We start from the raw sequence: 24,322 nt of genomic DNA, 5'->3' as shown, positions 1-24,322 counted from the left end.
AAATGACCAAATAGTCTCATCTAGTCAAACAAATGGGGTGAGACGCATGGGCAAGGCAGGGCGGCCCCCACGAGATCCGGCGCGCCAGGCCGAGCGGGCGCACCGCATCCTCGACGCCGTCGCCGAGCTGGTGCTGCGCTGGGGCTACGACAAGACCACGATCGACGACATCGCGCAGCGCGCCGGCGTCGCCAAGGGCACCATCTACCTGCACTGGAAGACCCGCGACGAGATCTTCGCCGCGCTGCTGCGCCGCGAGCGGGTGCTCATGGCGACCGAGGTCCGGGATCGGGCGCCGGGCACGATCGGCGAGCTGTTCGGCGAGTTCGCGCGGGCGCTGCTGCGGCGGCCGCTGCTCCAGGCGGTGCTGACCGGCGACTCCCAGGTGCTCGGCAAGCTGACCCGCCAGAAACGCACCAGCACGCGCTGGACGCTGACCGAGGCGGCCTTCGACCCGTACGTGGCCGAGCTGGTCAAACGCGGCGCGATCCGCGAGGACCCCGGCGAGCACCTGGTGACGGTCGGCTCGATCGTCTACGGGTTCCTGTTCCTGCGCGAGTCGCTTCCCGACGAGCTCAGGCCGTCGGACGAACGGATCGCCGAGCTCGTGGCCGACACCATCGAACGCGCCCTGACCACAAGCCGCCCCCTGCCGCCGGCCGACGCCGAGGCGGTCGCGCGGGCCACCCTCGAATTTCTCGACGCCTCCGTGGAGGTGGCCCAGAGCAAGCTGGCCGCCTCCCTCGGGCTCTAAGGAGCATGCCATGAGGGCCGTACTTCCTCTCGACGACACTGCGGCCGACCTCGCGACCGTGGGCGGCAAGGGCGCCTCCCTGGCCAGGATGGCCCGGGCCGGGCTGCCCGTGCCCGGCGGCTTCCACGTCACGACCGGGGCCTACCGGGCGTTCGTGGCCGGGCTCCACGACGAGATCCTGCGTGCCGCCGCCGAGGATCCCGCCCGCATCCCGCCGCTGTTCGCCGCGCGCGAGATTCCCGGCGAGATCGCGGCGGAGATCCTGCGGGCGTACGCGGCGCTCGGCGACGACGTGCCCGTGGCGGGGCGCTCGTCCGCCACCGCCGAGGACCTGCCCGGCATGTCGTTCGCCGGTCAGCAGGACACCTACCTCAACATCAGGGGCGACGCCCTGCTCGACGCCGTCAGGCGCTGCTGGGCCTCGCTGTGGAACCCGCGCGCGATCGCCTATCGCGACCAGAACGGCGTGCCGCACGACGACGTGGCGCTCGCCGTGGTCGTCCAGGAGCTGGTGGACGCCGACGCGGCCGGCGTCCTGTTCACCGCGAACCCGCTCACCGGCGACCGCGGCGAGAGCGTCGTCAACGCCTCGTGGGGCCTCGGCGAGGCCGTCGTCGGCGGCCAGGTCACCCCCGACACGATCACCGTGTCCGGCGGCCGGGTGACCGAGGCGCGCACCGGCGACAAGACCGTCATGACCGTGCGCACCGACGGCGGCACCGGCGGCACCGGCGGCACCGAGGAGCGGCCCGTCCCCGCCGAACTGCGCGGCGCCCGCGTGCTGGACGACGCCCAGGCCCTGGAGCTGGCCGCGCTCGGCGCCCGCGTCCAGGCCCTGTACGGCGTCCCCATGGACGTGGAGTGGACCAGGCGCGCGGGCACGTTCGCCATCGTGCAGGCCCGCCCGATCACCGGGCTCAGGCCGCGCCTGGAGGAGTGGAACGACAGCCTCAAGGGCGACTACCTGTGGACCGGCGGCAACCTGGGCGAGGCCATCCCCGACGTGATGACGCCCATCACGTGGTCGTACGTGCGGCTGTTCATCGAAGAGGCCATGTCCGCCTCCACGCTGCCCGGCTTCGACCTGGTGGGCAACATCGGCGGGCGCTTCTACATGAACCTCAGCGTCGTGCACTCCATCGCCGCCGCCCTCGGCATGAAGAGCAGGCTCGGCGTGATCGACCAGGTCTTCGGCAAGATGCCGCCCGGCCTTGAGGTGCCGCTGGTGCCGGTGCCGCGGTGGGAGCTGATCAGGAAGGTGGTGCCCATGGCGATCCGCATCAGGCGCCGCGTCGCCCGCCACCTGAAGCACATGCGGGCCTTCCTGGCCGCCTCCCCCGCGCGGTGCGAGGAGCTGCGCGAACGCGTCGCCGCCACCGGCTCCGGCGCCGAGCTGGCCGCCCTGTGGGAGCGGGAGATCCGCCCGCACGTGGTCGTCGCCTCCCAGATGCTGGAGGCCGCGGGCCGCCAGGGCGGCGCCACGCTCGTCTACACCCGCGACCGGCTGCGCAAGATGATGGGCGAGGTGGACGCCGAGGCGATGCTGACCGGCGTCAACGCCGAGGGCGAGCTGGCCAGCATGGGGCCGCTGATGGGCCTGACCCGGCTGGCGCGCGGCGAGATCACCAGGGACGAGTTCGCCCACCGGTACGGGCATCGCGGGCCGCACGAGTTCGAGGTCTCGATCGCCCGGCCGGGGGAGGACCCGGCGTGGCTCGACGCCCAGCTCGCCGGCCTGCGCGACATGCGGGCCGACACGGACGCGCTGCTGGAACGGCAGGCCAAGGCCAGGGAGCAGGCGTGGGGGCGCTTCGCGCAGCGCCATCCCGGCAAGGAGACCCGGATGCGCGACAGGGTGCGGAGGTGGAACGCCGTCGTACGCGACCGCGAGACCGCCCGGTCGGAGAACATCCGGGCGTTCTGGGTGCTGCGCGCGTTCACCGTACGGGCGGGGGAGCTGACCGGCGCCGGAGACGACGTGTTCTACCTGCACCTGCCCGAACTGCTCGCGCTGCTGCGCGGCGACAGGTCCGCGCTGGAGCAGGTGCCAGTGCGCCGGGCCACCTACGAGCAGTACGCGTCGCTGCCGCCCTACCCGGCGCTGATCGTGGGCCGCTTCGACCCGGTGCGCTGGGCCGCCGACCCCGCCAGGCGGGCCGACATCCATGACGCGCGCGGCACCGCCGCGCCGGTCAGCGACACCGTCACCGGCTTCCCCGGCGCGCCCGGCGTCGTGGAGGGCGTCGCCCGGGTCATCTCGGGGCCAGAGGAGGGCGAGCGGCTCAAGCCCGGCGAGATCCTCGTCACCACGCTGACCAACGTGGGCTGGACCCCGATGTTCCCGCGCGCCGCCGCCGTCGTGACCGACATGGGGGCGCCCCTGTCGCACGCCTCGATCGTCGCCCGCGAGCTGGGCATCCCCGCCGTCGTCGGCACGGGCAACGCCACCATGCGGGTGCGCGACGGTGATCGGATCAGGGTGGACGGGGAGCGGGGCACGGTCGAGTTGCTCGGGTGAAAAGTCTGCGTCAAGTCGGCCCGCTCCCGGGGACGCCTGTGATCACTTCGTTGACCATGATCGAACAGTGGATCCTGGAAGACGAACGCGAGCTGGAGGCGCGCTGCGCCCGGTTCAGGGCCGCCCAGCGGACGCTGGAGCACGGCGATGGCGGCGACGAGATGGAGGATGAGGAGGACTCGGCGGCGTGAGTGGGGAGAGCCGCCCGCGTCACTGTTAGCGGAGGCCGGGCGCCGTGCGCGGGCTCTCGCACGGCGCCCTCGGCGTCACGGTGACCAGACGCGGGTGGTCAGACGTGATGAGGGCGGATGAGGTTGTGGCCGCCCGGGCTGAGGGAGTTGACGAACAGGCGGCTGCCGCCGGGGAGGGCGGCCAGGCGGAAGACGAGGTCGCGGGCCAGGATGCGCCATCGGTGGGACGGGGCCATCCACTGGATGAAGCGCCGCCCGAAGCGCTGCACCTCGCCGATGACCGGGGCCATGCGCGCCTGGTAACGGGCGAAGGCGTCGGCATGGTCTCCCGGTGCGGTCAGCTCGTCGGCCAGCACCCACGCCGCCGCCATCGCCATGCTCGCCCCGTGCCCGGCGAACAGCGACACCGCCTGGCAGGCGTCCCCCAGCAGCACGATCCGCCCGTGGTGCCACCGCTCCAGCTCCACCTGCGTCACCAGGTCGTGGTAGATCTCGCCGGAGTGCGGAACGCGTTCCAGCGCCTCGGGCAGGATCCAGCCGAGGTCGCCGAAGTGCCGGCGCAGGCCGGGGTCGGCGGGCAGGACAGGGGATGGGTCGCGGCGGAGGAAGAGGAGGGCGAGCCGGTCGTCGCGGAGCGCGTAGGCGCCGGCCATCAGCCCCGGCGTGGTGAGCATCTGGTAGCGGGTGCCGACCCGGCGGCTCAGCTCCGGGTCCGTGATGATGGACGCGGTCACCTGGTGGCCGAGGTAGCGCGGGGTGACCGGGCCGAAGGCCAGCTCCCGTACCCGGGATCGTGCTCCGTCGGCGCCCACGAGCAGGTCCGCCTCGCGGGTGGTGCCGTCGCTGAGCCGTACTGTGACGCCGTCGGGGTGCTGGTCGGCGCTTTCGATGGTGGCGCCGTAGCGGATGGGGGCGCGTACGGTGTCGGCGATGGCGCGGGCCAGGTCGCCGCGCAGCAGGCTGATGACGTCCTCCAGGCCGGCGGTCAGCTTGAGGTGGCTGGTCTGCCGGCCGTGGCGGTCGACGTAGCTGAGCTCGTCCACCGGGTAGCGGTCGCGCAGCAGGCGGGGGAGCAGGCCCATACGCCCGGCGACCTGGTGGCCGGGGCCGTAGAAGTCGATCATGTAGCCGCCGTCGCGGAACGCCGCCGCCCGTTCGACCAGCTCCACCTCCCATCCGGCGCGTTCGAGGTGCCAGGCCAGGGTCAGCCCGGCGATGCCGGCGCCGCAGATGACGACCTTCACGATGTTCCCTCCCCGAACATGGCCCGCAGCGGCCCGCCCAGCGCGGCCAGGTCGAGGCCGGGGTCGAGGGCGCGGTGCAGCATGATCCCGTCCACCGACGCCGCCAGCATGGCCGCCGCCGCGGACGCGTCGCCGCGGTAGCCGCGCTCGGTCAGCCAGGACGCCACCGTCGCGCGGAACCGGCCGACCTGCTCGCCGAGCAGCGAGCGCAGCTCCGGCAGCCGCGTGGCGGCCAGGAACAGCTCGACCACCAGCAGCGAGGCCGGGTCGGTGCCGCTGTAGCGCGACAGCTCGGCGAGCAGCCAGTCGACGGCCTCGCCGACGTCCTGGCGCGCGGACAGTTCGGCGGCGAGCTGGTCGAGCAGGGCGGCGGTGAAGCCGAGGCCGGCCGCGATCAGCAGATCCGTGACGGAGGCGAAGTGGTAGTGGACCACGCCCGGCGCCACCCCGGCCCGTTCGGCGACGAGGCGGGTGGTGACGCCGCCCCAGCCGACCTCGGGGACGAGGGCGACGGCCGCGTCGAGCAACCGCCGGCGGGTGGCCTTGCCGCGTTCGGCGGAGAGGTGGGCCATGTTCTCCTCTTGGGCAATCGACTTGGGCAACTGTCCAAATCGTAGCTCATGCGAAGGCGCGGCCGCCTGCGACGGGCTCTGATCAGCCGCCCACGTGGATGCCGGGACGGCGGGCCGGGTCCGGCTCCGCGGCCCGGACGATCTCCCGTACGACCGGAGCCGTGTCACCGCGTCCCAGGATCAGGTAGCGGAACATGTGCATCAGCGGCGCGCCCTCCGCCCACTCGAAGTAGCAGTGCGGCCGCACCCCGGTGGCGTCGCGCAGCGCGAGCAGGACGGCGGCGATGGCGTTCGGCGCGGCGGGGCTCTCCGCGCGCAGCACGCGGTGCCCGTCCACCTGCACGCCGCGCACCCGCAGCACGTTGCTGAACTCCGACGGGTCGATGACGTCGACCTCCAGGAACAGCACGTCGGCCCGGCCCGGCACCGGGTTCATGCCGCGCTGCTCGGACTCCTTGCCGTCGTACTCGGCCTTGTCGCCGTGCTGGCGGCGGTTGGCGATCAGGTTGAGCTGCCCGTCGTGGTCCAGGGAGTCGGTCACGAACCGCCGGGCGGCCTCGTCGAACTCGATCCTGTCGGCCCGCAGCTCCGTCGTCCGCGAGACCCGTGAGATGAGCGAGATGACGATGATGCCGAGGATGAAGGCGGCGGAGATGGCGATGCCGTCGGGCTTCTCCCTGATGTTCTCCACCAGCGCGTAGAGGAGCACGAGCGTCAGCACCGTGAACCCGGCGACGGCCCTGCGCTGCCGGTTGCGGACGGCGGAGATGGTCACCGCGACGGCGCCGGAGACCATCATGGCCAGGATGCCGGTCGCGTACGCGCCGGCCTGGGCGTCCACGTCGGCGTCGAAGGCGATCGTCAGGACGACGCAGACGAGCGTGTAGACCAGCACGACGGGACGCACGGCGCGGCCCCAGTCGGGCGCCATGCCGTAACCGGGCAGGTAACGCGGCACGATGTTGATCAGCCCGGCCATCGCGGAGGCGCCGGCGAACCACAGGATGAGGATGGTGCTGATGTCGTACACCGTGCCGAACATGTCGCCGAGCTGCTCGTGCGCGAGGTACGCCAGCGCCCTGCCGTTGGCTTCGCCGCCCGGCTCGAACTCCTCGGCGGGAATGAGCACGGTCGTGACGAAGCTGGTCGCGATGAGGTAGACGCTCATGATGAGCGCGGCGACGGTCAGCAGCTTGCGGGTGTTGCGGATGCGCGAGGCCAGCCGCTCCTCGGAGGTCGCACCCTTGGCCTCGACCAGCGGCATCATGCTGACGCCTGTCTCGAACCCGGACAGGCCCAGCACCAGCAGTGGGAAGGCCAGAATGGCGGGGCCGATGATGCCGCCGAACCCGCCGCGCGCCTCGAACAACGCGTCGGTCCAGGCGGCGAGCGCGCCGGGCGAGGTGAACACCTCGGTGAGGCCCACGGCGACGACCACGGCGTTGAGCCCGAGGAAGATCGCCACCAGCGGGATGGCGACGCCGACCGCCTCGGTGAAGCCGAGCAGGAACACCCCGCCCAGGACCAGCAGCAGCACCACGGTCAGGATGACCTCGTGGCCGTGCAGGAAGCTCGGGAAGAACGGGTTCTCCACGACGTGCACGGAGGCGTCGGCCGCCGACAGGGTGATCGTGATGATCCAGGACGTGGCCACGAACCCGAGCAGCACCAGCACGAACAGCTTGCCCTGCCAGAACGGCAGCAGCCGCTCCAGCATGGCCACCGAGCCCTGCCCGTGGGGGCTCTCCTTGGCCACCCGCCGGTACATCGGCAGCATGCCCAGCAGCGTCAGCGCCACGATCAGCATGGTCGCCAGCGGCGACAGCGCGCCGGCCGCCGTCGCGGCGATCGCGGGCAGGTAGGCCAGGGTGGAGAAGTAGTCGACGCCCGTCAGGCACATGACCTTCCACCACGCCTGGGGCGGGGCGTGCCCCTCCGCCGTCTCGGGGCCGACCGGCTGCACCCGATGCTTGAGCAGCCAGCGCAGCAGGCCGTTGGCGGGCAGTGCCGTCCTGCCCGGAGTCTCGACCACTTCGGGCACGGCCAGCCCGCCGCTACCGTCCACCGGATCATCCTCTCGTCGTGAACGGTGTATCACCTTAGCGCCGGGTAAATGAGTTGCTACGCCGGGAGCGGCTCTGGTGTCCTGTCGGCGAATCCAGGACGAGCCGAAGGAGCACCGAGATGCGGGCAACTGTCGTGTCCCACGAGGAAGAAGGAGTCAGCCAATCAGAGGACATGACGTTCGGTGCGAATGCTCAACTTGGGGATCCTGGCGCATGTGGACGCCGGTAAGACCAGCCTGACCGAGCGGCTGCTGCACGCCGCCGGAGTGATCGACGAGGTCGGCAGCGTCGACGCGGGCAACACCCAGACCGACTCGCTGGACCTGGAACGGCGGCGCGGCATCACCATCAAGTCCGCGGTCGTCTCGTTCCCCGTCGGCGACACCACGGTCAACCTGATCGACACACCGGGCCACCCCGACTTCATCGCCGAGGTGGAGCGGGTGCTCAACGTGCTCGACGGCGCCGTGCTGGTGGTCTCCGCGGTGGAGGGCGTGCAGGCGCAGACCCGCGTGCTCATGCGCACGCTGCGCCGCCTCGGCCTGCCCACGCTCATCTTCGTCAACAAGATCGACCGGCGGGGCGCCCGGTACGACGGCGTGCTGCGCGAGATCGCCGCCAAGCTGTCGCCGGGGGCGGTCGCCATGGGCGCGGCCACCGGCCTCGGCACGCCCGCCGCCGCCTTCACCCCGTTCGACGGCCAGGCGGCCTTCGCGACGAGCCTGGTGGACGTGCTCGCCGCTCAGGAGGACGCGGTGCTGGCCGCGTACGTGGCCGACGAGACCTCGCTCACCTACCCGAGGCTGCGCGCCGAGCTGGTCACCCAGACCGGGCGGGCGCTGGCGCATCCGGTGTTCTTCGGCTCGGCCATCACGGGCACGGGGGTGCCGGCGCTGATGGCGGGCATCGAGGAGCTGCTGCCCGCCGCCCAGGGCGACCCCGCGGGGCCGGTGTCGGGGAGCGTCTTCAAGGTCGAGCGCGGGCCGGCGGGGGAGAAGATCGCGTACGTGCGCATGTTCGGCGGCACGCTGCGCACCCGCGACCGGCTGAGCTTCGGCGACGGCCGGGCGGGCAAGGTCACGGCGATCGGCGTCTTCGACGGCGGCGCGTCTGCGCGGCGGCCGGAGGTGGCGGCGGGCCGCATCGCCCGCCTGTGGGGCCTGACCGACGTCCGCATCGGCGACACGGTCGGCCACGAGCCGACGGCCGCGGAACCGCCCACCGTCGCCGGCCACGCGCCGAAGGCGGTGGAGTCGCATTTCGCGCCGCCGACCTTGGAGACCGTCGTGGTCCCGCGCCGCCCCGCAGACAGGGGAGCGCTGCTCCTGGCGCTCACCCAGCTCGCCGAGCAGGACCCGCTGATCGATCTGCGCCAGGACGACCTGCGCCAGGAGGTGTCGGTCTCCCTCTACGGCGAGGTGCAGAAGGAGGTCATCCAGGCGACCCTGGCCACCGACTTCGGCCTCGACGTCACCTTCCGGGAGACCACCACGATCTGCGTCGAGCGCCCCTCCGGCACCGGCGCCGCCGCCGAGGTGATCGCCGTGCCCCCCAACCCGTTCCTCGCCACCGTCGGCCTGCGCGTCGAGCCGGGGCCGGTCGGCAGCGGGGTGCGGTTCCGGCTGGAGGTGGAGCTGGGGTCGCTGCCGTACGCGTTCATGCGCACGATCGAGGAGACCGTGCACGAGACGCTCAGGCAGGGCCTGCACGGCTGGGAGGTCGTGGACTGCGTGGTCACGCTGACCCGTTCGGGCTACTACGCCCGGCAGAGCAGCGCCCACGGCGGCTTCGACAAGAGCATGTCGAGCACCGCCGGCGACTTCCGCAACTTGGTCCCGCTCGTGCTGATGGACGCGCTGCGGCAGGCGGGCACCACCGTGTACGAGCCGCTGCACCGCTTCCGCCTGGAGCTGCCGCCCGAAGCGCTGGGCCCGGTGCTGCCCGTGCTGGCCGGGCTCGGCGCGACCCCGCGCACCGGGCCGTCGTCCGTGGTCGAGGGGGAGATCCCGGCGGCCCGGGTGCACGAGCTGGAGCAGCGGCTGCCGGGGCTGACCCGGGGTGAGGGCGTGCTGGAGTACGACTTCTACCGGTACGAGCCCGTACGCGGCCCGATCCCCGAACGCCCGCGCACCGACCACAACCCCCTCGACAGGAAGGAGTACCTGATCCACGTGATACGCCGCGTCTAGCTGCCGTCCTTGTCAGAGTCGGCGTGTCTAAATGCCGTCCTTACCAGAGTCGGCGGAGAAGACGATCGCCCCCACGTAACCGTCGCCCTCCTGACCGACCTTCATCAGCATGCCGTCCTGGTAGATGTTGTCGCCGTCGTTGAACGTGTCGCGCCCGGTGTGCGCCGAGTACGGCGCCGTGGCCATGACCACGCTGTTGAGCTTCTCGTCGAACATCATCTGCGTGGTCAGCACCCGCTCGTTGCTGACGTGCACCATGGCGTGGATGTGGATCGTGCGCCCCCGGTACCAGCCCGGCCAGATGGTGGTGAACTCGACGACGCCCTCGGCGTTGGTGACCTGGGCGCCGCGCAGGTAACGCTTGTCGTCCGTGGGCGTGAGGTCCATCGAGCCGTCGTCCTGGCCGCCACCGGGTCCCCCGCTGGGCGGGGCGCCCGTGGGACGGCCGCTCGGGGGCGGGCTGCCGTTGCCGGGCGGGTTGCCGCCCCCGCCCGTGGACAGCGACTCCGCGCCCGAGTAGAGCCCGGCTGCGTCGCAGTGCCAGATCTCCACCACCGCGTTCTTGAGCGGCGCGCACGTCTCGCTGTCCTGCACCTTGATCGCGACCCGCAGCCGCACGCCCTGCCGGTCCTCGCGGATGTCGCCGCGCACCTTGTCGGCGTCGAAGTAGTACGGGCCCTGCGTGGTCGTGGAGGTCAGCTCGCAGGTGTTCGCGCCCTCGAAGAGCGCGCTCAGGTCACTGGTGGTGGCGGTGGTGGCCTGCGGCGTCACGGTCGCACCCGTGGACGTGGTGACGGCCGACGTGCCCGAGTCGGAGCAGGCCGCCAGCAGGGTGCCGAGCCCGATCGAGCTGATGCCGGCGAACAGGCGACGGCGGCTGACTCGCTGGCCCTCGTGGTCGTGTCCCACTGAAAATCCTCCGGTGTGTCCAGAATTGTCTGGGACCACACCGTAGGACGGCGCCTCTTACCTGTGCCTTTGCTCAGAATGAAGTTCTCATGAGTCGGGGCCGGCGGACAGCACGATGACGGCCAGGTAGCCGTCGCCGTCCGCGGTGACCTGCGTGAGCATGCCCTCCTTGTAGATGGGGTCGTTGCCGTTGAAGGTGTCACGCGGCTGGTCGTGCCCCTGGTACGGCGGCAGCGCCAGCACCTTGCGGTTGTACGCCTCGTCGAACATCAGCTCCGTGCACAGCGCCCGGTCGCCGCCCACGACCACCATCACGTGGACGTGCACCGTCCGGCCCGGGTACCAGCCCGGCCAGACGGTGGTGAACCGGACGATGCCGTCGCCGTCGGCGACCTGGGCGCCGCGCAGGTAGCGCCGCCGGTCGGACGGCCGCATGTCGGTGAACTTCTCCCCGGCGCTGATCGAGATCTTGCCGCCGCTGCTCAGCGCGTCGCGCGACTCCGCCTCCGCGCCCGAGTAGAGCCCGGCCGCGTCGCAGTGCCAGATCTCCACCACCGATCCCGGCAGCGGCCGGCACGTCCGGCCGTCCTGCACCTTGATCGCCAGGCGCAGTCGCACGCCCTCCCGGTCCTCGCGCAGGTCGCTGCGCAGCGCGCGCGTCTCGAAGTAGTAGGGGCCCTGCTGCGCGCTGGGCGCCAGCGAGCACGTCCTGGCCTCGGCGAACAGCGCGTCGGCCTTGGCGTACGTGTCGGGCTCGGACGTGGCGTGCGCGCCGGCGGTGAACAGGCCGCCGAGCCCGAGCGAGCCGACTCCAGTGATCATCCGCCGGCGGCTGACCCGCCGGCCCTCGTGATCGTGTCCCACGGAAGATCCTCAATGGTCAGGAGCTACTTCTCGGAACATCTCACGATCAGCCGGATTTTCCGCGCAGGCGGGCGCACGTGTCGAAGTCACCGAAAGCCTTTTCGGTCGATACTGAACTGTAACCAAGCGTTCGCTAGCTGATCAGCAGTCATGAATTCGCATCGTGGCACGTCAAAGGTGATGCAGCGGTTTGCAGACAGCGATTGACAGCCCTCAGGTGGTCGGTCTACTTTCCCGAAAACCTTTTAGGTTGTCCCGAGTCATCACTGTTAACGCTCACATTCCGCAAGGGGCGAACACATGAGACGACGATGGGCGGCGGCCATCGCCGCGGCACTCCTGCTCCTCCTCACCGACGTCCGGCCCGCGCTGGCGGGCGCGCCGATCACCACCGCGATCTACACGGCTGACCCGGCCGCGCTGGTCGTGGGCGACACCCTGTACCTCTACACCGGCCACGACGAGGCCCCCTCGGGCGGCACGAACTTCGTCATGCGCGACTGGCACGTCTTCTCCTCCACCGACGCCGCCACCTTCACCGACCAGGGCGCCAAGCTGTCGATCTCGAACTTCTCCTGGGCAGGGCTGGACGCCTGGGCCAGCGAGGTCGAGCGCGGCGCCGACGGCCGCTACTACTGGTACACCTCGATCAACGGCAACGGCCCCGGCTGGATGAACATCGGCGTGGCCGTCGGCAACAGCCCGACAGGCCCGTTCACCGACGCCATCGGCGGCCCGCTGATCAGCGACAGCACCCCTAACTCCTCGCCGCTGAACATCGACCCGACCGTCTTCACCGACGACGACGGCCAGGTCTACATGTACTGGGGCTCCTACTACGGCCTGCGCGCGGCCAGGCTCAACGCCAACATGACCTCCATCAACGGTTCGGTGATCACGCCGAGCGGCGTGTCGAACTTCTGGGAGGCCCCCTGGATGTTCAAGCGCAACGGCGTCTACTACCTCGCCTACGCGGCCAACGACTCGGCCTGCTCGGCGCCCGGCTACGCCTGCATCCGGTACGCCACGGCGAGCAACCCGCTGGGCCCGTGGACGCACCGCGGGGTCGTGCTCGACCAGGTCAGCTCGACCACGAACCACCCGGCGATCATCGAGTTCAAGGGCCAGTGGTACATGGTCTACCACAACGCCGCGGCCCCTGGCGGGGGCAACTTCCGCCGCTCGGTGACCATCGACAAGCTCTACTTCAACGCCGACGGCACCATGCAGAAGGTCGTCCAGACCGGCGGGCCGGTGACCCCGGGCAACCTGGCCGCCACCGCCACCCCGTCCACCTCCTACGTCTCGCCCTGGGAGACGCTCGGCGCGATCAAGGACGGCTACACGCCCGCCAACTCGCAGGACCACAGCCACGGCGCCTACGGCAACTGGAACCACCAGGGCACCGAGTGGATCGAGTACCAGTGGCCCACCGCCCAGACGATCTCCAGGTCCGAGGTCTACTGGTTCGACGACAACCTGGGCATCGACCTGCCGGCCTCCTGCCAGGTGCAGTACTGGAACGGCAGCGCCTACGTCAACGTGCCGGGGGCGTCCGGCTGCGGGGTGGCGGCCAACACCTACAACGCCACCACGTTCACCCCCGTCAGCACCACCCGCCTGCGACTGAACATCACCTCGCGATCCGGCTACTCGACCGGCGTGCTCGAATGGAGGGCCTTCTCGTGAGACGCGCGCTGTTTGCCCTGCTCCTCGTCCTGGGGCTGGTGGCGGCACCGGCCGCCTACGCCGACCAGACGATCGGCTACCCCACCTTCAGCGGCCCGGCCGTCCCCGCGCCGCCCGGGTCGTACACGACCGGCAACTACATGCAGGCCATCTACGACGCCGAGAGCTCAGGCACCGACTTCTGGATGGACCGCCTGCTGGCCCGCGCCGGCAACGACCCCGCCGGCACCTGGCTCATGACGCGCGGCCGGGCGCTGTTCATGAAGACGCACACGCCCGGCACCCTCGGCTTCGCCGGGCAGGCCGCGTACTGGGAGAGCATCAGCAACAACAACGCCTTCACCGTCGCCGTCACGCCCGGCACGTTCACCGAGCAGGTCGCCTCGCGCTGGCAGGCGCCCAGCCACTGGAAGAGCCGCCACACCAGCGGCTCCATCACGATCAACCAGACCAAGTTCATCACCGACAACAACGTGGCCGTCGCCAACCTGGCCATCACCAACGGCGGCTCCGCCTCGACGACGCTGCAGGTCAGGGCCACCTCGCCGTACGCGACCAGCGGCACCGGCAGTGAGCTGACCGGCCAGGTGAACGCCTACAACAACCTCACCACCCTCTACCCGAGGCTCACCTGCGACGGCTGCTCGGTCTCCAGCGGCGGGCTGAACCGCTCGGTCACCGTCGCCGCCGGCGCCACGGTGACGGTCAAGGTCGTCATGGGCTTCGTGACCAACGAGATCGCGGCCTCCCGCACCGAGTACGACGCCTACGCCGGCTACTCGGCCGCCACCGCGTTCGCCACCCACGTGCGCGCCTACAACCGCTGGTGGGCCGAGAACGTCCCCTACATCGACGTGCCTGAGCCGGCCATCAAGAAGAACGTCTACTACCGCTGGTGGCTGATGCGCTTCAACCACCTCGACGCCGACATCCCCGGCCAGACCTTCCAGTTCCCCACCTCCACCGAGGGCGTGCTGGGCTACAACAACGCGATCGCGCTCACTCAGCCCATGCACATCGACGACCTGAAGTACCTGCGCAACCCGATCTACGCCTACGGCGACTGGCTGAGCGTCGGCCAGACCTCCAAGAACGGCCGTTTCCTCGACAACCCGGGCGACCCGGAGAACTGGTCGAACAGCTACACGCAGTACATCGGCGAGGCGGCCTGGAAGAGCTACCAGATCCACGGCGGCCAGCCGGGCATCGCGGCCAACCTGGCCCGCTACGCCGAGCAGGACGTCAAGGGGCAGCTCGCCTACTACGACACCGACAACAACAAGCTCATCGAGTACGACTGGGGCGCCCTGACCGGCAACGACGCCGACGCCGTCTCCTTCCACTGGAAGCCGGGCCGCATGGACCGGGCCGAGGCCGCCTACCAGTACAGCGGCGCGCTGGCCGCCGCGCAGGCCTACGAGTCGATCGGCAACACGGCCAAGGGCACCGAGCTGCGCACCCTGGCCACCCAGATCCAGAACGCCATCGTCGGCGTGCTGTGGAACCCGGGCAGGCAGCTCTTCGAGCACCGGCTGAAGTCCACCAACGAATGGGTGCCGTGGAAGGAGATCAACAACTACTACCCGTTCGCCGTCGGCGCCATCCCCAACACCGCCACCTACAAGCAGGCCCTGCGCCTGTTCGACGACCCGGCGCAGTACCCGATCTTCCCCTTCTACACCGCCAACCAGGCCGACAAGGCCGCCTCGGGCACCGGCAGCAACAACTTCTCCACGATCAACTCCACCGTGCAGTTCCGCCTGCTCTCCTCGGTGCTGCGCAACTACCCCAACGAGTGGATCGACGCGACCTGGTACAAGAAGCTGCTCTACTGGAACGCCTGGGCGCAGTACGTCAACGGCAACACCCAGTGGCCCGACGCCAACGAGTTCTGGGCCGACTGGAACGGCTCCTCGATCACCTACCGCTCCTGGATCCACCACAACATCCTGGGCAGCAGCAACTGGACCGTCGTCGAGGACGTCGCCGGGCTGCGGCCGCGCAACGACGCCAAGGTGGAGCTCTCGCCGATCAACATCGGCTGGAGCCACTTCACCGTCAACAACCTGCGCTACCGCAACGCCGACCTGACCATCGTCTGGGACGACCCGGCCGACGGCGTCGTCCGCTACCCCGGCGTGCCCGAGGGCTACTCCATCTACGTCAACGGCAGCCGCGCGGCCACCGTGTCGTCGCTGGTGCCGTTCACCTGGGACCCGGCCACCGGCGCCGTCACCACCTCCGGCACCGTCACCCACAACGCCGCCGTCCCGGGCCTCCAGGCTCCCGGCCAGGTCAGCCACACCAGCGCCCGCATGGTGGACATGCTGGCCAAGGCGGGCGTCGACCTGACCGCCAACCTCACCAACCTGGCCGCCGGCGCCACCGCCACGGCCTCCACCACCGCCTCGGGCAGCTCCACCGCCGGCGCCGTCGACGGCTACCCCATCAACGAGCCGTTCTGGGGCGGCACCACCGCCGGTCAGGACTGGTACGAGCTCAACTTCGGAACCGCCCGCACGCTCAACGAGGTGCGGCTGCACTTCAAGGACAGCCGCCCGGCCAGCACCACCTACCGGGCCCCGGCCTCCTACGACGTGCAGTACCACAACGGCAGCGCCTGGGTCAGCGTGCCCTCCCAGGCCAAGAGCCCGGCCGCGCCGCGCGCCAACTACAACGTGGTGACCTTCCCCGCCGTCACCGCGCAGCGGATCCGGGTGCTGGCCACGGCCGCCTCCGGCGCCAGGACCGGCCTCACCGAGATCAAGGCGTACAACCGGGGCGGCGTCCAGCCGCCCGCCAACCTGGCGGCGTCGGCCACGCCGAGCGCGTCCTACACCTCCTCCTGGGAGAGCGTGGCCGCGGTCAACGACGGCATCGACCCGCCCTCCTCCAACGACACCGTCAACCCGCGCTGGGGCTGCTGGCCGGAGACCGGGCAGCAGTGGGTGGACCTGACCTGGTCCTCGGCCCGCACCCTCAACCGGGCCGAGGTGTACTTCTTCGACGACGACCAGGGCATCGACATGCCCGCGTCGTGGAAGCTGCAGTACTGGAACGGCAGCGCGTACGTGGACGTGCCGGGCGCTTCGGCGTACACGCTGACCAAGGGCGCCTACAACAACGTCACCTTCACCGCGACCTCGACCACCCGCCTGCGGGTGCTGCTCACCGCCACCGGCACCAGCTCGCTCGGCCTGCTGGAGGTGAAGGCCTACGGAACCTGAGCCAGGGCGCCGGGCGCGCGAGCCACACGCGCGCCCGGCGACGGCCCGGAGCGCCTTGACGTCACCCGCGACCCGGGCGCACCATCACGTGCATCGGGTGTGCGGCGGGCGTAATGACTTTCTCACTTTTAGTGACGGAGCGCGGTAGTATCAGGCAAGCTGCTGTCACAACTGAAGCCGATGGGTGGCGATCGCGATGGCAGGCAAGTGGCAGGCAGGCAACCTTCCGGCGGAGTTGACCAGCCTCATCGGGCGTCGCGGCGAGCTCGACCAGATCCGCCGCGCGTGCCGGCGCTCACGGCTGGTGACGCTCACCGGAGTGGGCGGTGTCGGCAAGTCCCGCCTGGCCCTGCGTGCCGCCGCCGACCTGCGGCCCGAGTTCAGCGGAGGCGCCTGGCTGGTGGAGCTGTCGCCGCTGGTCGACGGCCCGCTGCTGCCGCACGCGATCGCCAAGGCGCTCAGGCTCACCGACCAGAGCACCCGCCCGATGGCCGAGGTGCTGGCCGAGCACCTGTACGACCGGGAGGTCCTGCTCGTCCTCGACGCCTGCGAGCACCTCGCCGGCCCCTGCTCCAGGACGATCACCACGCTGCTCGACGCGGTGCCGGGGCTGCGCGTGCTGGCCACCGGCCGCCGTCCGCTGGCGATCCCCGGCGAGCTGGTGCTCCTGGTCGATCCGCTGCCCGTCCCGCCCGAGGGCTCCGCGCGGCCCGCCTCCGGCGACGCGGTGGCGCTGCTGGCCGAGCGCGCCACCGACACCATCCCCGAGTTCGACCTCGCCGACCAGGACCAGGAGGCCATCGGCCGGCTGTGCAGGCGGCTGGAGGGCATCCCGCTGGCCATCGAGCTGGCCGCGGCGCGGCTGCGCGACCTGCCCGTCGCGCACCTGGCCGACCGGCTCGACGACCGCTTCGCGGCGCTCGGCGACGACCCGATCGCCCTGGCCGACCCGCCCTGGCACCCCGGCCTGCGCACCGCCATCGGATGGAGCCACGAGCTGTGCGAGCCCGCCGAGCGGCTGCTGTGGGCGCGGCTGTCGGTGTTCGCCGGCGACTTCGACTCCGAGGCCGTGCGCGAGGTGTGCGCCGACGAGGCGCTGCCCGAGGCCCACATCGGGCTGCTGCTCGACGCGCTGGCCGACGAGTCGATCCTGACCTGGCTGCCGACCGGCGCGGGCGAGCGTTACCGGATGCTCGACACCCTGCGTGAGTACGGCGCGAGCTGGCTGCGCTACCTCGGCGAGGAGGAGCGCTTCAAGCAGCGCCACCGCGAGCACTACCTGTCACTGGCCGCGCGGGGCGCCGCCGGCTGGCTCGGCCCCGGCCAGATCTCCTGGTACGACCGGATGATCGGCGAGCACGACAACCTGCGCGCCGCCCTGGAGGTCGCGCTGGCCGCCAAGGACGGCGAGCCCGCGCTGGAGCTGGCCGGCACACTGGCGTTCTTCTGGCACGGCTGCGGCTACGCCAAGGAAGGCCGCCACTACCTCCAGCAGGCCTTCGCCCTGGACACCCGGCCGGGCCCGGCGCTCGTGCAGGCCCTGTGGGCCGACGGCCACCTGGCGGCCACGCAGGGCGACTCGGACGCCGCCGAGGTGCGCGCCGCCCAGATCGCGCTCGCCGCTTCCTCCGGCGACGCCTACGCGCTGAGCTGCGTCAGGGCGCTCAGGGCGATGGCCGGGGTGATCCGCGGCGACCTGATCCAGGCGATGGCCGAGTCGGAGCCCGCCTACCGGAGCCGGTGGGAGGAGGAGCCGCTCACCGTCGCCAAGCTCGTCGGCCTGCACTGCCGGGCGCACGCCCTCACCGCGGACGGCCGGGTCGAGGAGGCCGTCGCCGTGCTGGAGGACGCCCGCACGCTGTGCGAGCAGTGCGGCGAGCAGTCGATGCGCTCGTACGGCGACTTCCTGCGCGGCCAGGCCGAGCTGAGCGCCGGGCGTCTCGACCTGGCCGTCACCTACGGTCAGGCGGCGCTGCGCACCAGGCGGCGGCTGCACGACAGCTTCGGCATGGGCCTGACGGTCGACCTGCTCGCGCTGGCGGCGGGCGCGGCCGGCCGGGCGCACCGCGCGGCCCGGCTGCTCGGGCTGGCGCAGCGGATCTGGAGCACCCACGGGCAGGCGCAGGCCGGTGTCCCCGCCCTGGTGGCGGCCCGGCGGACGTGCGAGGAGCAGGCCCGCGACCTGCTCGGTGACAACGCCTACGAGGTGGCCTACCGCACCGGGTTCGACAGCGACATCGACGCGGGCATCACCTACGCGCTCGAACCGGAGGGCGAGGGCCTGCACAACGGGCTCGGCTGAGCTCAGCGTTGCCTGGCGGGCCGGATGACCAGCTCGTTGACGTCCACGTCCGGCGGCTGGCCGATCGAGCAGGTTGTCCGTGTCCATGTCTTCGAGGCCAGGCCAGGTCGAGGACAGGAAAGAGTGCCCATCGTGGGTGGGATACACCCACCTTCGAACGGCAACCCTCTGATTATGGGTAAAAATGCCGAAATCTATAGGCTTGTCGGGATTGTCGTGGCCTGCGTGGGGCTGATGGTCGCGGCCTGGGTCGGCGGCTGGGCGGCCATCGTGGCCGGAGCCGTCCTCATGGTCGGGGGAGGCGTGCTCTACATCGTCAACCACGACGGGTTCGTCTTCTGACCGGGGGCGGGCGGCCCAGATGGGAGCCGGTGAGGGGGCCGCCCGCCGCCCGGGGTCAGGTCAGCGCAGGCGTCCCGCACCCGCGCCCGCCGGCACGAGATGCCTCAGCGCCTTGGCCGGATGCACGCGCGGGACCAGCGTCGGGGTCCAGCCCGCGTCCGTGCCGAGCGTCGTGCCGTTGGCCGCGTCGTACGCCGCCACCACGTCGGTCACCACGCCGTCCACCAGGTTGTCCTTGGCCGTGATCGCCGTGCCGTTGAACACCGTCAGCACCTTCTCCGCGGCGATCCCGTCGAAGGCGTTGCTCTCGGCGTAGACCTTGGAGCCGAACCCGACACCGATGCTGTAACCGTGCCCTGGGCCGCCCTTGTAGTAGTTGTTGTACACGTGCACCTGCCCGAACCGGACCCGGGGCGTGCGCTGGCCGAGCGACTCGAAGTAGTTGTGGTGCAGGGTGACCTTGAGCTTGCCCTCCTCGCCGTACCGCGTCGGGCTGTCGGTGTTGCCGATCAGCGTCACCTTGTCGTGGCCGCTGAGGTGGTTCCAGGAGAGCGTCACGTGGTCGGCGCCGCGGACCACGTCGAGCAGCCCGTCGTGCACCTGGAACGGGCGGCCGAAGTAGAGCGGCTGGCCCGAGTCGGGGTTGTCGCCGTCGTTGAGCGTGTTGTGGTCCAGCCACACGTGCGTGGAGCCGGAGACCTCCATGTTGTCGAAGGAGGCGTTCCAGTTGCCCTCAGCGCCGTCGGTCGGGTCCCACTGCGGGAAGCAGTCGGAGGTGTCGGTGATGGTCAGGTTGCGCACGATGACGTTGTCGGCGTTGCTGACGCGCAGGCCGAAGCTCTTCAGCGCGGCGTTCCTGCCCAGGCCCATGAGCGTGACGTTGGAGCCGACGGTGACCGTGACGTGCGCCGCCATCTTGGCGTACGACGCCTTGCGCGCCTCCTCCAGCGGCCCCGACGGCACGCTGGTCCTGCCCCAGACGGCCGGGTCGTAGGCGGCCAGGTAGGCGGGCAGGCTGTAGCCGTCCACGGCGTAGTCGTCGCAGGTCAGCGGGTTGCCCGTGGCGTCGGTGTCGGCGTCTATGGCGCCCTTGACGTAGACGATCCTCGGGGTGTTGTCCGCCGGGCTGCCCAGCGCGGCCAGCAGCTCCGCCCTGGTCGAGACGACGTGCACGTCCTCGGGGCGGGCCGCGGAGCCGCCCGTCGTGCCGGTCGTGGCCGCGGCCCAGCCGTCGCCGCGCGGCAACGTCTCGCGGCCGGGCTCGGGCCGCACGGGGGCCGGGCGGCGCAGCGGGTTCCAGCCGTCGGCGCCCGCCAGGTACCTCTCCGGCGTGTACGTCCTGGCCTGCTCCGCGGTGAGCTGCGGGCGGTCGTCGTTGACGGTCGCGCCGGGCCCGTGGTTGCGGTACTCGGACAGGCGGGCCTCGCGCCAGTTCAGCCCCGACATGTCGGTCCAGGGCGCGTCCTTGAACTGCTGGCCCAGCCACGACTCCCGCACCAGCACCTGGCCGCGCGCCGTGACCGAGCCGCCGGCCGGCCACGGGCGGCCCAGGTGGAACGTGCGGGCAGGCGCGTCGCTGACCAGGTGGCTGCGGTAGATCAGGAACCCGTACGGGTTGGTGATCTCCGTGCTGGCGGCGGTGACGTAGCCGTTGTTGTCCGTGCTGCCCCGGTTCAGCGCCTTGATCACGCAGCGGTCGAACACCGCCGTGGCGCGGCCGAAGATGAAGTCGACGTCGCCCTCGACGTAGCAGTCGTGGAAGTACTGGCGGGCGAAGGTGGTGGCGGAGCCGGTGTTGGCGTACAGGGTGTCCTGGTCGCCGAGGAACCTGACGTTGTCGTAGACCTGCCGGTCGCCCGTCGTCCTGACCGCGACGGCCTGGCTGTTGCCGTTCGCGGCCTCGTCGTAGGAGTTCTCGAAGGTGAGGTCGCGGGCGGTGAAGTCGGGGGCGCTGATCACGTACGAGGCGCTGCCCGAGGTGCCGTAGGTGCCGGAGCCGTCCGGCTTCGGCGTGGACGCCGAGGCGTCGAACGTGAGCACCACCTCGCGCGGGTCGCGGGTGTCGCCGGCCAGCGTGATGTGCGGTTTGTCGGCGGGGATGACCACCTGCTGCTTGTACGTGCCCTTGCGGATCAGGATGGTGACCGGCCGGGTGTTGCCCGAGGGCACGGCGTTCACGGCGTCCTGCACGGTCGTGTGGTCGCCCGAGCCGTCGGCGGCCACGACGATCGTGGCGCGGGTCGCGGCCGTGGCCGCGGGGGTCATGGTCGCGATCACTGTCAGGGCGATCACTGGGGGGAGTAACAGAAGTCGCATGGGCGCAGCCTTGACGGAGTGCGGCAATCGGTTGCATGAAACGTTCGCTCAAACACCTCACTTCGTCAATGATCTGCAGTGAAACTGCACCTTTCCTGCAACAAGCGATTGCAGCACTGTTGACCCCTCATCGAGCGGGCTCTACAGTCCGCCTGATATTTATCGGCGTTTCCCTGAAACTTTCATTCCGGATGCCGTAGGAGCACTGTGCGCACCCTTCGAGCCCTGGTGGTCGCCGCCCTGTTATGCCTGCTGCCGGTGCTTCCGGCGCACGCGGCGGACCTCACGTACGACTTCGAGGACGGCACCGCCCAGGGATGGGGACCGCGCGGCGGCGGCGTCACCGTCACGGTGACGCCGGACGCGGCCCGCACCGGCTCCGGCGGCCTGGCGGTGAGCGGCCGGACCGCCACCTGGCACGGCGCGTCCATCACCGGACCCTTCGTCAGGGGCGTCGGCTACACCGTCACCGCGTACGCCAGACTGGTCGCAGGCCAGCCCGCGAGCACCATCGCGATGACCGTGCAGCGCACCCCGACCGGCGGCGAGACCACCTACGAACGGGTCGCGGCGGCCACCGTCACCGACGGCGAGTGGGTGCGGCTGTCGGGCAGCTACCTGTTCACCGCCGAGTCCAGCGACGTGCAGCTCTACGTGGAGAGCTCCGACGCCACCTCCCAGTACCTGCTCGACGACATCGTGCTCAGCCCGCTCGGCGACCCCACCCGCGAGCCGATCACCAGCGACTTCGAGGACGGCACCGCGCAGGACTGGTCGCCGCGCGCCGCCGCCGTCCTGGAGAACGGCGCCACCGCGCACGCCGGGACCCGCGGCCTCACCGTCACCGGCCGCTCCGCCACCTGGGACGGGCCCGCGCTGAACGTCCTGGGCCGCATGGCCAAGGGCGACAAGTACGCCCTGTCCGCCTGGGTGCGCCTCGGCCCCGACACCGCCTCCGGCCGCCTCGGCCTGTCGATCGAACGCCGCACCGGCGGCACCCCCAGCTACGAGCGCATCGTCGCGCCCAAGGACGTGCCCGCCGGGGAGTGGGTGCAGCTCTCCGGGACGTACACGCTGGCCTACGACGTCGAGTTCCTCAGCCTGTACATCGAGTCCGACACCGGCACCTTCCCCTTCCACCTCGACGACTTCACCATGACCTACGTCGAGCCCAAGCCCGTCCAGACCGACATCCCCTCCGTCAAGGACAAGGTGCCGTTCACCATGGGCTCCGCCCTGACCAGGCCCGACACCCTCGGCGTGCACGGCGAGCTGCTCGCCAGGCACTTCAACGGCGCCACCCCCGGCAACGAGCTGAAATGGGACGCCACCGAGCCCCGCGAAGGCGAGTTCACCTTCACCGACGGCGACTACCTGGTCGACTTCGCCACCGGGCACGGCATGACCGTGCGCGGCCACACGCTCGTCTGGCACAGCCAGACCCCCGACTGGGTGTTCGAGGGCGCCACCAAGGAAGTGCTGCTGCAACGCCTGGAACGGCACGTCCGCACGCTCGTCACCCGCTACAAGGGCAGGATCGCCGTCTGGGACGTGGTCAACGAGGTCGTCGACGAGAACCAGCCGGACGGGCTGCGCCGCTCCAAGTGGTACGAGATCGCCGGGCTCGACTTCATCCGCACCGCCTTCCGCGTTGCTCACGAGGCCGACCCCGACGCCAAGCTGTTCATCAACGACTACAACACCGAGTTCCCGCGCAAGCGCGAAGCCCTCTACAAGCTGGTCGAACAGCTCAAGAGCGAAGGCGTGCCGATCCACGGCGTCGGGCACCAGCTCCACCTCAACATCGAGCACCCGGCCGCCTCAGAGGTCGAGGCCACCATCGAGCGCTTCGCCACGCTCGGCCTCGACCAGCAGGTCACCGAGCTGGACGTGAGCATCTACACCGACTTCGTCTCCACCTACGACACCATCCCGCCCGAGCTGCTCGTCCAGCAGGGGCACCGGTACAAGGAGCTGTTCGACGTCTTCCGCCGGCAGGCCGCCCGGCTCAGCTCCGTCACCGTGTGGGGCGAGTCGGACGACGTGAGCTGGCTGCGCTCCTGGCCGATCCCGCGGCTCAACGCGCCGCTGCTCTTCGACGACGACCTCCAGGCCAAGCCCGCCTACTGGGGCGTCGTGGACCCGTCCAAGCTGGCTCCGCTCGTCCGCAAGCTGGAGGCCCCCGCCGCGGCCGTCAAGGTGGACGGCAAGCGCGACCTGGAATGGGACCTCCTCCCGGACGCGCCCCTCGCCCGCGTCGGCGACGTCTCGGCCGGCTTCCAGGCCCGCTCCTCGTCCGCCGGCCTGTACGTGCTCGCCGAGGTGACCGACCCGGTCGTCAACGCCGACGACCGGGTCACGTTCACCGTGGACGGCCGCACCCGCGCCCTCGGCCGCACCTCCCCGGGCGTCCGCCGCACCGCCACCGGCTACCGCGCGGAAGCCCTGCTCACCGCCGGAACCGACGTCCAGGTCACCGTGCACGACCGCGGCTCCCTGACCTCGTGGACCGGCACTGTCACCGCCACGCCGGCCGTCAAGCGCACCACCGCCCCGCACCGGGCGACCCCGCCCGTCCTGGACGGCGCCGTGGACCGGCTGTGGTCCGGCGTCCCCGAGATCCGCACCGGCACCTGGATCCAGGGCACCTCCGGCGCCACCGCCAAGGTCCGCACCCTCTGGTCGGGCTCCACCCTGTACGTCCTGGCCCAGGTCACCGACCCCGCGTTGAGCGAGTCGTCGGCGAACCCGTGGGAGCAGGACTCCGTCGAGATCTTCGTGGACCCCGGGAACGGCAAGACCAAGGGGTACGAGGACGACGACGGGCAGTACCGGGTGAGCTTCACGGGGCGCGTCACCGTGGGCGGCACGTTCGACGCCGCGGGCGTCAAGGACAACGTGCGGGCGGCGGCCGTGGCCGTGCCGGGCGGGTACGTGGTGGAGGCGGCCGTCGCCATGCCGACCGTCACCCTGGGGGAGGGGGTGCCGGCGGGCTTCGACGTGCAGGTCAACGACGCTACGGGGGCGGCCCGTACGAGTGCGGTGACCTGGAACGACGCCACCGGGCGCAGCTACCTGGACACCAGCCACTGGGGGGTGGTGCTGCTCGGGCGCTGATCTAGGATGATCGCCGCCTGCC

The 24,322-nt window shown here is 71.0% G+C and carries 14 protein-coding genes; 8 read left to right on the top strand and 6 right to left on the bottom strand.

Translation table 11 applies throughout. The annotated features are described in order from the left end of the window. Positions 1 to 46: 46 nt before the first annotated feature. The 3 genes from FXF51_RS18065 to FXF51_RS60835 are packed head-to-tail and all read left to right on the top strand — an operon-like array spanning position 47 to position 3,463. Complete coding sequence (locus FXF51_RS18065) at positions 47 to 754, top strand: TetR/AcrR family transcriptional regulator (protein WP_148435647.1); 708 nt, start codon at positions 47 to 49, stop codon at positions 752 to 754. A 10-nt stretch (positions 755 to 764) separates the two neighbouring features. Beyond that, positions 765 to 3,272 carry a PEP/pyruvate-binding domain-containing protein gene (locus FXF51_RS18060; RefSeq protein ID WP_148435646.1) on the top strand — a complete coding sequence of 836 codons (2,508 nt, stop codon included), beginning with the start codon at positions 765 to 767 and terminating at the stop codon, positions 3,270 to 3,272. A 50-nt stretch (positions 3,273 to 3,322) separates the two neighbouring features. Continuing rightward, positions 3,323 to 3,463, top strand: a complete 141-nt coding sequence (locus FXF51_RS60835; protein ID WP_187414426.1) for a hypothetical protein — start codon at positions 3,323 to 3,325, stop codon at positions 3,461 to 3,463. Positions 3,464 to 3,561: 98 nt separating this feature from the next. Here FXF51_RS60835 and FXF51_RS18055 read toward each other — a convergent pair whose 3' ends face one another. Genes FXF51_RS18055 through FXF51_RS18045 form a run of 3 tightly spaced genes read right to left on the bottom strand, consistent with a single transcriptional unit; the run spans position 3,562 to position 7,344 of the window. Further along, on the bottom strand, positions 3,562 to 4,707 hold the full coding sequence (locus FXF51_RS18055; protein WP_148435645.1) for an FAD-dependent oxidoreductase: 1,146 nt from the start codon (positions 4,705 to 4,707) through the stop codon (positions 3,562 to 3,564). Next, positions 4,704 to 5,309, bottom strand: a complete 606-nt coding sequence (locus FXF51_RS18050) for a TetR/AcrR family transcriptional regulator (RefSeq protein ID WP_262379609.1) — start codon at positions 5,307 to 5,309, stop codon at positions 4,704 to 4,706. Before FXF51_RS18050 ends, FXF51_RS18055 begins: the two co-directional genes overlap by 4 nt. A gap of 52 nt (positions 5,310 to 5,361) precedes the next feature. Continuing rightward, positions 5,362 to 7,344 carry an APC family permease gene (locus FXF51_RS18045; protein WP_148435644.1) on the bottom strand — a complete coding sequence of 661 codons (1,983 nt, stop codon included), beginning with the start codon at positions 7,342 to 7,344 and terminating at the stop codon, positions 5,362 to 5,364. 183 nt (positions 7,345 to 7,527) lie between these two features. Here FXF51_RS18045 and FXF51_RS18040 point away from each other — a divergent pair, with 183 nt between their 5' ends. After that, the gene (locus tag FXF51_RS18040; protein WP_187414425.1) at positions 7,528 to 9,534 is read left to right on the top strand and encodes an elongation factor G; all 2,007 of its coding nucleotides are present in this window, start codon (positions 7,528 to 7,530) and stop codon (positions 9,532 to 9,534) included. Positions 9,535 to 9,561: 27 nt separating this feature from the next. On the opposite strand, the gene FXF51_RS18035 is transcribed toward FXF51_RS18040, so the two are convergent. Further along, the gene (locus FXF51_RS18035; RefSeq protein ID WP_148435642.1) at positions 9,562 to 10,443 is read right to left on the bottom strand and encodes a protocatechuate dioxygenase; all 882 of its coding nucleotides are present in this window, start codon (positions 10,441 to 10,443) and stop codon (positions 9,562 to 9,564) included. Positions 10,444 to 10,530: 87 nt separating this feature from the next. Then, positions 10,531 to 11,307, bottom strand: coding sequence for a protocatechuate dioxygenase (locus tag FXF51_RS18030; protein ID WP_148435641.1), 777 nt, complete (start codon positions 11,305 to 11,307; stop codon positions 10,531 to 10,533). 300 nt (positions 11,308 to 11,607) lie between these two features. On the opposite strand from FXF51_RS18030, the gene FXF51_RS18025 reads away from it, so the two are divergent. The 3 genes from FXF51_RS18025 (at position 11,608) to FXF51_RS18015 (ending at position 18,525) form a co-directional block, all read left to right on the top strand. Beyond that, complete coding sequence (locus tag FXF51_RS18025; RefSeq protein ID WP_148435640.1) at positions 11,608 to 12,996, top strand: glycoside hydrolase family 43 protein; 1,389 nt, start codon at positions 11,608 to 11,610, stop codon at positions 12,994 to 12,996. Next, positions 12,993 to 16,223, top strand: a complete 3,231-nt coding sequence (locus FXF51_RS18020; protein ID WP_222871338.1) for an MGH1-like glycoside hydrolase domain-containing protein — start codon at positions 12,993 to 12,995, stop codon at positions 16,221 to 16,223. The genes FXF51_RS18025 and FXF51_RS18020 overlap by 4 nt, the downstream gene beginning before the upstream one ends. Positions 16,224 to 16,407: 184 nt before the next feature. After that, complete coding sequence (locus tag FXF51_RS18015; protein ID WP_148435638.1) at positions 16,408 to 18,525, top strand: ATP-binding protein; 2,118 nt, start codon at positions 16,408 to 16,410, stop codon at positions 18,523 to 18,525. A gap of 402 nt (positions 18,526 to 18,927) precedes the next feature. On the opposite strand, the gene FXF51_RS62640 is transcribed toward FXF51_RS18015, so the two are convergent. Continuing rightward, on the bottom strand, positions 18,928 to 21,183 hold the full coding sequence (locus tag FXF51_RS62640; RefSeq protein WP_148435637.1) for a pectinesterase family protein: 2,256 nt from the start codon (positions 21,181 to 21,183) through the stop codon (positions 18,928 to 18,930). Positions 21,184 to 21,390: 207 nt separating this feature from the next. On the opposite strand from FXF51_RS62640, the gene FXF51_RS18005 reads away from it, so the two are divergent. Then, positions 21,391 to 24,300, top strand: a complete 2,910-nt coding sequence (locus tag FXF51_RS18005; RefSeq protein WP_148435636.1) for an endo-1,4-beta-xylanase — start codon at positions 21,391 to 21,393, stop codon at positions 24,298 to 24,300. The last annotated feature ends 22 nt before the right edge of the window (positions 24,301 to 24,322 follow it).

The organism is Nonomuraea sp. PA05 (assembly GCF_008086045.1).
GTDB lineage: Bacteria > Actinomycetota > Actinomycetes > Streptosporangiales > Streptosporangiaceae > Nonomuraea > Nonomuraea monospora.
This window is presented reverse-complemented; position numbering and strand designations above follow the sequence as displayed.